General features: G+C 57.5%; 10 protein-coding genes. 7 read left to right on the forward strand and 3 right to left on the reverse strand.

Annotated elements, in window-relative coordinates; all coding sequences use genetic code 11:
- Positions 1–181: 181 nt before the first annotated feature.
- Complete coding sequence (locus IQ273_RS25800; RefSeq protein ID WP_194026008.1) at positions 182–775, forward strand: DciA family protein; 594 nt, start codon at positions 182–184, stop codon at positions 773–775.
- On the opposite strand, the gene lipB is transcribed toward IQ273_RS25800, so the two are convergent.
- The gene (gene lipB, locus IQ273_RS25805; RefSeq protein ID WP_194026009.1) at positions 744–1439 is read right to left on the reverse strand and encodes a lipoyl(octanoyl) transferase LipB; all 696 of its coding nucleotides are present in this window, start codon (positions 1437–1439) and stop codon (positions 744–746) included. The two genes, IQ273_RS25800 and lipB, sit on opposite strands and share 32 nt — an antisense overlap.
- A 154-nt stretch (positions 1440–1593) precedes the next feature.
- Between lipB and hpf the strand changes: the two genes are divergently transcribed.
- Complete coding sequence (hpf, locus tag IQ273_RS25810; protein ID WP_194026010.1) at positions 1594–2247, forward strand: ribosome hibernation-promoting factor, HPF/YfiA family; 654 nt, start codon at positions 1594–1596, stop codon at positions 2245–2247.
- Positions 2248–2397: 150 nt separating this feature from the next.
- Here the strand turns inward: hpf and grxC are convergent, their stop codons facing one another.
- Positions 2398–2670 (reverse strand): glutaredoxin 3, encoded by a 273-nt coding sequence (grxC, locus tag IQ273_RS25815; RefSeq protein ID WP_194026011.1) that lies wholly within the window; start codon positions 2668–2670, stop codon positions 2398–2400.
- A 245-nt stretch (positions 2671–2915) separates the two neighbouring features.
- Positions 2916–4421, reverse strand: coding sequence for a DNA repair protein RadA (gene radA / locus IQ273_RS25820; protein WP_194026012.1), 1506 nt, complete (start codon positions 4419–4421; stop codon positions 2916–2918).
- Between the two features lie 293 nt (positions 4422–4714).
- Here radA and rpaB point away from each other — a divergent pair, with 293 nt between their 5' ends.
- From rpaB to IQ273_RS25845, 5 genes are all read left to right on the forward strand, one after another.
- Positions 4715–5443, forward strand: a complete 729-nt coding sequence (gene rpaB, locus IQ273_RS25825) for a response regulator transcription factor RpaB (RefSeq protein ID WP_026072530.1) — start codon at positions 4715–4717, stop codon at positions 5441–5443.
- Positions 5444–5494: 51 nt separating this feature from the next.
- Entirely contained in the window at positions 5495–6529 is a 1035-nt protein-coding gene (plsX, locus tag IQ273_RS25830; protein WP_194026013.1) for a phosphate acyltransferase PlsX, read from the forward strand.
- 15 nt (positions 6530–6544) lie between these two features.
- Positions 6545–7528, forward strand: coding sequence for a beta-ketoacyl-ACP synthase III (locus IQ273_RS25835; protein WP_194026015.1), 984 nt, complete (start codon positions 6545–6547; stop codon positions 7526–7528).
- A gap of 89 nt (positions 7529–7617) precedes the next feature.
- Complete coding sequence (fabD, locus tag IQ273_RS25840; protein WP_194026014.1) at positions 7618–8508, forward strand: ACP S-malonyltransferase; 891 nt, start codon at positions 7618–7620, stop codon at positions 8506–8508.
- A 70-nt stretch (positions 8509–8578) separates the two neighbouring features.
- Entirely contained in the window at positions 8579–9217 is a 639-nt protein-coding gene (locus IQ273_RS25845) for a lysophospholipid acyltransferase family protein (protein ID WP_194026016.1), read from the forward strand.
- The last annotated feature ends 28 nt before the right edge of the window (positions 9218–9245 follow it).

Below are 9245 nucleotides of genomic sequence, written 5' to 3' on the forward strand. Positions count from 1 at the left end.
GGGCTAGGGAGCCAAGCAATTCGGAATGGTGGGCATATTTCAGCCGTCTAGTACTAGGAGCATTGCGAGTGCCTACTCAGTATAGGTTTAGGCAAGGTATTCCCCTGTGTGTAGCCCCAAGCCTACGTTGTCTGCGGGTAGAATAATCTGAACCTGCGCCGTCCTCTCCTTTGGGTCACAAATGCCCCTTGACTCTATTCATAACGTTATTCACCAGCTAGAGCAGCAGCCTCGTTGGCGCAGTCGGGGGCAGTTTCGCCAGGTGCTCAACCACTGGACTGCTGTGGTCGGGGAAGGGGTAGCCCGTCAGGCTGCCCCAGTGCGCCTCGATCAAGATGTGCTGCATGTGGCGGTAGTCAACCCTATGTGGGCGCAAACGCTGACCCTAGAGCGCCTGCGCATTCTCGCCAAGCTCAACGATCGCCTTAATCTCAACCTCAGCGACATTCGCTTTTCTAGCGGCGACTGGTATCGGCAGAAAAAGGCGACCTCACCAACCCGACTACCACTGTCTTCTCCCTCAGAACTACCGGAATGGCTACGGCAGCACCCCAGTTTTGAACCTCAATCCATACCGCGATCGGTTCAACGTCCCGACACACCCCAAGCAAGCTTTCAACGCTGGGCCAGCATGACTCAGCAACTCGCAGCGCAGCAGCCCCTTTGCCCTCAGTGCCGCTGTTCCTGTCCCATGGGAGAACTCAAGCGCTGGGGACGATGCAGCATTTGTGCTGTGCAGGGGTTTAAAGGCCCAGTGGGGCGACATTCTGTATAGCGGGCTGGATAACGGGGCTAACGCCAAAGACTGCCGCGAAGCGATCGATCACGACGGGCTGTACGGCAGCCACCGTGATGCCAGGGCAAAACTGGACTAGGCTGCCCACGGCTTTGTCGGTAATGCCGCAGGGGGCGATCGCATCAAACCCGCTCAAATCAGGGCATACATTCAGCGCAAAGCCGTGCATTGTAACCCAGCGGCTGACCTTAATGCCGATTGCCGCCAGCTTGCGATCGCCTACCCATACCCCCGTCAGCCCCGCCTGTCGCCCTGCCGCTACGCCAAATTCTGCCAGGGTTTGAATTAGCACTTCTTCAAGCTGGCGCAGGTACCAGTGCAGGTCGCTCTGGTGCTGCTTGAGGTTGAGAATAGGGTAGCCCACCAGCTGGCCAGGGCAGTGATGGGTAACTTCACCGCCCCGCTCAGTGCGAAACAGAGGGTAGGGCAGCGCGTCTGGCGGTACCTTGAGGTGATCTAGCGTAGAGCCCTGGCCTAGGGTGTATACCCCAGGATGCTCGACCAGCAGCAGGCGATCGGGCTGAGGCGAGTCGCGATGGCTCTGTACTAAGTTTTTTTGCAATATCCAAACATCGGCAAAGGGCACTAACCCCAAGGTATAAACATCGCAGAATAGCCTTGATCCCCGACCGTTTTGCTCCATTCTTGTCAACCGTAAATTAGCGCAAATGCTCTATTTCTCAAGGTTTGGCAATCAAGAATTATCAACCCATGCAAAGGATTCTAACGGACGTTGTTGTGCAGAATACAAGGTGTTAGGGTGAAACCATGGGCCGACGTATCAAGGAGTCCGCTTTATGAAGCTGGTAATCCATGGCAGAAATATTGAGATCACAGACGCGATTCGGGAGCATGTAGAGCAAAAAATCCTCAAGGCGGTGAGCCACTTCAAACACCTCACCAACGAGGTCGACGTTCATTTATCCGTCGCTAAAAACCCCAGAATTGGGGCCAGTCAGTCCGCCGAGGTCACGCTATTTGTAGACGGTGCCGTTGTTAGAGCCCAAGAAAGCAGCGAAAGCCTCTACGCCAGCATCGACCTGGTTGCTGACAAAATCAGCCGCCAGTTGCGCAAGTTTAAAGAAAAGCGCAACAATCGCATGCAGGGCAATCTGGGCAAAACTACCGAAGCTTATCTCAACGAAGCCCCGGCGACTGATGTGACCCAGGTGCTCAGCACCAGTGAGCCTCAGTTACCCGACGAAGTCATTCGAGCCAAGTACTTCGCTATGGCCCCCATGACCGTGACAGAAGCTCTGGAACAGCTTGTGCTCATTGACCACGATTTCTACATGTTTCTGAATGCAGAAACCCAGGAAATGAACGTAATCTATGAGCGCAACCATGGCGGCTACGGGCTAATTCAGCCCCGCAAAGCCAATCAAAATGGCCACCTCAACAACAATGGCAGCAAAGCAAAGCACTCCGCTGAAGCCGCTACTCACAGCTAGTCATTGTGTTAATCACCTATACCAAGCCCCAGATCTCCTTGGTCGGAATCTGGGGCTTTTGTAGTTGACAGAATCCTAGCTTCTTGCAGGGGCGGCGAAACAGCCTTGCGCATTCCCCAAAAGAAACCGGGGTTACTAAGTCAGAGGCTTCTAGCTGGCAGACGTTGCCGACAGCAGGGGTTCTACACCGCCCTGGGCATCGAGGGCAAACAGATCGTCGCAGCCGCCCACGTGGTGATCGTTGATGAAAATTTGCGGCAGCGATCGCCGCCCGTTGGCCCGCTTAGACATTTCGTTGCGGGCTGCTTCATCCCCATCAATGCAGTATTCGGTGTAGTCAATACCCTTTTGATCGAGCAGGCGCTTAGCGCGAATACAGAAGGGGCAGCTGCTCCAGGTATAAATTTCGACGGTGGGGTTCATGGCACGCCTCCGGGGTAATGTTTCAAGTTCTTTACATTATCCTAGTCTTTCATGCTGTGGAGGTGTAAGGGTCGCAGGTTTGAGGTTTGAGGTTTGAGGTTTGAGGTTTCAGGTTTGAGGTTTCAGGTTTGAGGTAAGCCTCAAACCCTGCACCCGAAACCCTGCACCCGAAACCCTGCACCCAAAACCCTGCACCCAAAACCCTGCACCCAAAACCCTGCACCCAAAACCCTGCACCTGAAACCCTATCCGCTCCCCTTCAGCGCGTGGGCGATCGCATCGACCACCCGCGACACCGCCACAATCTCCAGGCCGTCTACTTTGACAGACTGGCCCTTGGGCACGATCGCTCGCTTAAAGCCCAGCTTGGCGGCCTCCTTTAGCCGCAGCTCCAGCTGAGAGATGGGTCGCACCTGACCGCCCAGGCCCACTTCGCCGATTAGCACCAGTTCTGGATCGACGAGGCGATCGCGAAAGCTAGCCACTACCGAAATCGCCACGCCCAAATCCGCCGCCGGTTCGCCCACCGCCAGCCCGCCCGACGACGCCACGTAGGCATCCAGCTTAGAGAGGGGAATACCCACCCGCTTCTCCAGCACCGCCAGAATTTGCAGCAGCCGGTTGTACTCAATGCCCGTAGTTGAGCGACGGGGCGAGCTGTAGCTGGTGGGGCTAACCAGCGATTGCAGCTCTACCACCAGGGGTCGGGTGCCCTCGCAGGCGACGATGGTGGCAATCCCCGGCACCTGCTCATCGCGGTTGCCCAAAAATAGGGCCGAGGGGTTGCTGATTTCAGCCAGGCCGCGATCGACCATTTCAAACACGCCCAGCTCGTGGGTAGCCCCAAAGCGGTTTTTGACCGAGCGCAGCAGGCGGTGGCTGGCAAAGCGATCGCCCTCGAAGTACAGCACCGTATCCACCAGGTGCTCGAGCACTTTCGGGCCTGCGATCGCCCCCTCCTTGGTCACGTGGCCGACAATAAACAGCGAAATATTCGCCCGTTTCGCCAGCTGCATCAGCGCCGATGTACATTCCCGCACCTGTGACACCGATCCCGGAGCCGAGGTCAGCGCCGCGTAGTACAGCGCCTGAATACTGTCGATAATCGCTACCGTGGGCTTCAGCGACTCCAGCTCCATCAAAATGGTCTCTAAATCGATCTCCGGCAGCAGAAACAGCTGCGAGTCCACCGCCTCTATTCCAGAGGGCTCGAACTCCTCCGGCTCTGTCTCTTCCTTTCCTTTTTCCCTCTTCCCTTTTCCCTTTTTTTCCCTACCCCCTACCCCGTCACGCTCCACTGGCCCCAGCCGCTGCCACCGCAGCTTCACCTGCTGGCCTGACTCTTCCGCACAGACGTACAGCACTCGCTGTCGTGCCGCCAGCTGGTTGGCCACCTGCAAGAGTAAGGTCGACTTGCCAATGCCAGGGTCGCCCCCCAGCAGTACCAGCGACCCCGGCACAATACCGCCCCCTAGTACCCGATCTAGCTCTCCATAGCCCGAGGGCAGCCGCGCTTGCGGATGGTCCTGGATTTGGTTGAGGGTCATGGCCAGGCGCGGCTGGCTGGCTTTAGTCGCGGTAGACGCACCACGGCTACGCCCTAACGCCGAAGCCCTCGCTGTGGTTTCCTTGGCCGGTTGAGCCTGCTCGACTAAAGAGTTCCAGCTGTTGCAGACCGGGCAGCGGCCAAAGTACTGGGGCGACTCTGCCCCGCATTCATTGCAGACAAAAATTGAGCGCGATTTCGCCATTACTCTCCTTACGCTGTGAATAAATTAGGACGCTCTCAGCGCCTAACGCAGTGCCACCAACCCGCAATGAACCTTAAAAAAGCCTGAAGCACAGGTGCTCCTGGCATTCAGCATGAATCAATACACATAGAATAAACAAATGTTTCAGGCCCTGCTTAAGCAGCATTTGGGCCTATCTCACCAGCGGTGCCTCTGGCCACATAGCGCAATCGACTAATTAGCTTTCAAAAGTTAATCATTAAATGTTGCGATTATTTATAGAATATGACGTTACGTAGGGAGCTTTGAAAGCCTTGGAAAACAATAAAGAAAAAATTCTCGTAGTCGATGATGAGGCCAGCATTCGGCGCATCCTTGAAACTCGACTATCTATGATTGGCTATGACGTTGTCACCGCTGCCGATGGCGAAGAAGCCCTAGAAACCTTCCGCAATGCCGCTCCTGACCTGGTGGTGCTCGATGTGATGATGCCTAAGCTCGACGGCTACGGCGTCTGCCAGGAGCTGCGCAAAGAGTCCGATATCCCTATTATTATGCTCACGGCCTTGGGCGATGTGGCCGATCGCATCACCGGCCTAGAACTGGGGGCCGACGACTACGTCGTCAAGCCCTTCTCACCCAAAGAGCTAGAGGCCCGCATTCGCTCGGTGCTGCGCCGGGTTGATAAAACCGGCATGACCGGCATCCCCAGCTCTGGCGTCATCTCCGTCAACACCATCCGCATCGATACCAACAAGCGCCAGGTATACAAGGGCGACGAGCGCATTCGCTTGACCGGTATGGAGTTCAGCCTGCTAGAGCTGCTGGTCAGCCGCTCTGGTGAACCCTTCTCCCGCTCTGAAATTTTGCAGGAAGTATGGGGCTACACCCCCGAGCGCCACGTCGATACCCGTGTGGTCGATGTGCATATTTCGCGCCTGCGGGCCAAGCTCGAAGACGACCCCAGCAACCCCGAACTCATCCTCACGGCCCGAGGTACCGGCTACCTGTTTCAGCGGATAGTGGAACCCGGCGAAGAATAGTCGGTAGGGTAGTCTGCTAGAATTTGCTCAGGTTTTTAACAGATTTAGCAGATGGGTTTTAACCGGGCACGCATTGCCATTGACGCGATGGGGGGCGACTTTGCCCCTGGCGAAATTGTCGCAGGGGCCATTCGCGCCAAGGCCGAGCTAGATGTCGATGTAGCCCTGGTCGGCGATATCGATCAAATTAAAGCGTCAACCGCCAATGTTGATCAGATCCAGGGTATTGAGCTTGTGCCCGCCGAAGGCAGTATTGAAATGCACGAAGAGCCCCTCAGCGCTCTGCGTCGCAAGCCCCAGGCCTCGATCAATGTGGCGATGGATTTGGTCAAGCGCAACGAGGCCGATGCCGTTGTATCGGCAGGGCACTCGGGGGCGGCGATGGCGGCAGCGTTGCTGCGATTGGGCCGACTCAAGGGCATTGACCGACCGGCGATCGGGGCGGTATTTCCGACTGTGGTGGCCAATAAGTCGGTGCTGATTTTAGATGTGGGGGCCAACGTAGACTGTCGGCCCAAGTATCTAGAGCAGTTCGCCATGATGGGCACCATCTACTCGCGCTACGTGCTCGGGGTTGAGCACCCCCGCGTCGGGTTGATCAATATTGGCGAAGAGCCCAGCAAAGGCAACGATGCCGCGCTCAGAGCACACCAGCTGCTCGAAGAAAACCCCAATATTCCGTTTGCTGGCAATGCCGAGGGGCGCGACATTCTCTCTGGCCAGTTCGATGTAGTCGTCTGCGACGGCTTTGTGGGCAACGTGCTGCTCAAGTTTGCCGAAGCTGTAGGTGAATCGGTGCTGCAGATTTTGCGCGAAGAACTGCCCCAGGGCGTGCGCGGCAAGATTGGGGCCTCTATTCTGAAGCCCAACCTGCGCCGCATTAAGCAGCGGGTAGACCATGCCGAACACGGTGGCGGTCTACTGCTGGGGGTGGCTGGGGTTACGGTGATTAGCCACGGTAGTTCCCAAGCACCGTCAGTATTTAACGCCATTCGCCTGGCTAAAGAAGCCGTCGACAACCGCGTTCAAGACCGCATTCAGGCGCAGTACCAGCGGGTGGCCATGCCCGCAGCAGACGGAGAATAACCCGTGGAACAGTTTATGCCCGGCGTGTCACTGGTGGGCAGTGGTTCGGCCTGTTTAAGCGTACAACTCACCAACGATGAACTCAGCCAGCGCGTTGATACCTCCGACGAGTGGATTGCAGCTCGCACCGGCATTCGTCAGCGGCACTTAGCTGCGCCTACGGATTCCCTCTCGTCTCTCGCGACTGAAGCCGCTCGAAATGCGCTGTCCATGGCTGATCTGAGCGCTGAGGAGGTAGATTTAATTCTGCTTGCCACCTCGACGCCTGACGACCTGTTCGGCACTGCCTGCCAGGTCCAGGCGGCTTTGGGCGCTACTCGGGCTGTAGCCTTTGACCTCACCGCCGCTTGTTCTGGGTTTGTGTTTGCCCTGGTCACAGCGGCCCAGTATATTCGTACCGGGGTGTTCAAGAACGTGGTGGTGATTGGGGCCGACGTGCTCTCTCGTTGGACCGACTGGGACGATCGCACCACCTGCGTACTTTTTGGCGATGGGGCTGGGGCCGTAGTGCTGCGGGCCAGTGAGCGCGATCGCCTGCTGGGCTTTGAGCTGTGCAGCGATGGCTCCCTCAACCACTGCCTCAATTTGGCCTACCAGCCCGAAACCGCCCCGCTGGTGGAAAACATTGACGTTCAAATGGGCACCTTCTCGCCGATCACTATGAACGGGCGCGAAGTCTACAAGTTCGCCGTTAGCCGCGTTCCCGAAGTCATTGAAAAAGCTCTCTTCCGGGCCAGTCTCACCACCGCAGATATTGACTGGCTGGTGCTGCACCAGGCTAACCAGCGTATTCTTGATGCTGTGGCCACTCGGCTGGGCGTGCCCTCCGATCGCGTGGTCAGCAATATGGCTCGACACGGCAATACGTCTGCTGCCTCCATCCCCCTCGCCCTCGACGAAGCCGTACGGGCGGGCAAGATTCAGACCGGCGATGTCATTGCTACCGCTGGGTTTGGGGCTGGCCTCACCTGGGGTTCTGTCATTATTCAGTGGCGCTAACAGTCGCGCTAAAGTGACGCTGACCGCACCTGTTTCAGGCGAACATTTTGTGAGACAGTATTGCTTTGCAGAGTAAGTAAGGTACTGGCATGGCAAACGCAGCGTGGGTGTTTCCTGGGCAGGGTTCCCAGGCGATCGGCATGGGAGCAGATTTAGCTAAAGTCTCCCTGGCCCAAGAACGCTTTGCCGAAGCTGAGTCGGTGCTGGGCTGGTCAGTGCTCGACATCGTTCAGGATACTGACGATAAGGTCTCCAGCACGCTCTACACCCAGCCCTGTCTGTACGTCATCGAAAGCATTCTGGTCGACTTGCTTAAGGCTCAGGGGCACCAACCCGCCGTGGTAGCCGGCCACAGCCTGGGAGAATACGTGGCGCTCTACGCCGCTGGGGTGTTTGACTTTGCTACCGGGCTGACCCTGGTGCAGCGCCGTTCAGAACTAATGGCCCAGGCTTCTGACGGCATGATGGCGGCCCTGCTGGGGTTTGACGCCGACGCCCTAGCAGCCAAAATTGAGGCGACACCGGGCGTTGTGCTGGCCAATGACAATAACCCTGGCCAGGTCGTAATTTCGGGCACTCCCGAGGCCGTTACCAATGTCATGGAGAGCGTAAAGGCCAAGCGCGCCGTGAAGCTCAATGTTAGCGGGGCCTTCCACTCACCGCTGATGGCCGATGCTGCCGCTACCTTTGAGCAAGTGTTGGCCCCTGCGGCCTTTGCCACCGCGCAGGTGCCCGTGCTCTCTAACGTCGACCCCACCCCCGCTACCGATGGGGCAGTGCTGAAACAGCGCCTGGTGCAGCAGATGACAGGCTCAGTACGCTGGCGCGAAATTACGCTGGCCTTGCCAGAACTAGGCATCGATACGGTGGTAGAGATAGGGCCAGGCAATGTGCTGACAGGGCTGACTAAGCGCACCTGTCGCGATCTGGCTTTGGTGAATGTGGGCAATCTGGAACAGGTAGAGGGGTTGTCGAGCTGAGTTGACCATTACCGCTATTCCCTTCCCTGGGAGTGAGAGACTTGGAGAGATCTTTCAGAATGGGCCTGAGATGAGCCGCGATCGCGAACCTCCCGTCAATTTGCTGTGGTACCACCTGTTTAAGTGGTCGGTGGTGAGCCCCATGCTGGGCCTGTATTTTCGGGGTCGGGTCTATGGTGCAGACCAAGTGCCCAAAGCGGGGCCGCTAATTGTGGTGGCCAACCACGCCAGCGACTTCGACCCGCCGCTGCTCTCCGCCGCCGTGCGCCGTCCAGTCTCTTATATGGCCAAGGAAGAGCTGTTTAAGGTGCCCGTGCTGAACCAGGCGATTCGCCTTTACGGGGCCTACCCGGTTAAACGAGGTAGTGCCGATCGCAGCGCCATTCGCGAGGCCCTGAAACAGCTTGAGCAGGGCTGGGCCGTGGGCATCTTTCTCCAGGGCACCCGTACGCCCGATGGACGCATTCCAGAGCCAAAAATTGGCGCAGCGCTGATTGCAGCCAAAACTCAAGCCCCGCTGCTGCCGGTCAGCCTCTGGGGCACCCAGCAAATTTTCAAAAAAGGGTCCTCTATCCCGCGTCCTGCTCCCCTCACTATTCGCATCGGTTCCCCGATCGCGCCGCCCCTCTCCACTGCTCGCGAGGGGTTAGAAGCCATCACCACCCAATGCGCCGCTGAAATTCACCGCCTCCACGACCTTGGCCGCTAATCCCTCTCACCGACCCATCCACCCATCC

The organism is Nodosilinea sp. LEGE 07298, from assembly GCF_015207265.1.
In the GTDB taxonomy this organism is placed as follows: domain Bacteria; phylum Cyanobacteriota; class Cyanobacteriia; order Phormidesmidales; family Phormidesmidaceae; genus Nodosilinea.

Bases quoted from the DNA above. Each gene is read 5' to 3' on its own strand.
- hpf (WP_194026010.1), top strand. From the start codon at position 1,594: ATGAAGCTGGTAATCCATGGCAGAAATATTGAGATCACAGACGCGATT.
- grxC (WP_194026011.1), bottom strand. From the start codon at position 2,670: ATGAACCCCACCGTCGAAATTTATACCTGGAGCAGCTGCCCCTTCTGT.
- fabD (WP_194026014.1), top strand. From the start codon at position 7,618: ATGGCAAACGCAGCGTGGGTGTTTCCTGGGCAGGGTTCCCAGGCGATC.
- IQ273_RS25835 (WP_194026015.1), top strand. From the start codon at position 6,545: ATGCCCGGCGTGTCACTGGTGGGCAGTGGTTCGGCCTGTTTAAGCGTA.
- radA (WP_194026012.1), bottom strand. From the start codon at position 4,421: ATGGCGAAATCGCGCTCAATTTTTGTCTGCAATGAATGCGGGGCAGAG.
- plsX (WP_194026013.1), top strand. From the start codon at position 5,495: ATGGGTTTTAACCGGGCACGCATTGCCATTGACGCGATGGGGGGCGAC.
- lipB (WP_194026009.1), bottom strand. From the start codon at position 1,439: ATGGAGCAAAACGGTCGGGGATCAAGGCTATTCTGCGATGTTTATACC.
- IQ273_RS25845 (WP_194026016.1), top strand. From the start codon at position 8,579: ATGAGCCGCGATCGCGAACCTCCCGTCAATTTGCTGTGGTACCACCTG.
- IQ273_RS25800 (WP_194026008.1), top strand. From the start codon at position 182: ATGCCCCTTGACTCTATTCATAACGTTATTCACCAGCTAGAGCAGCAG.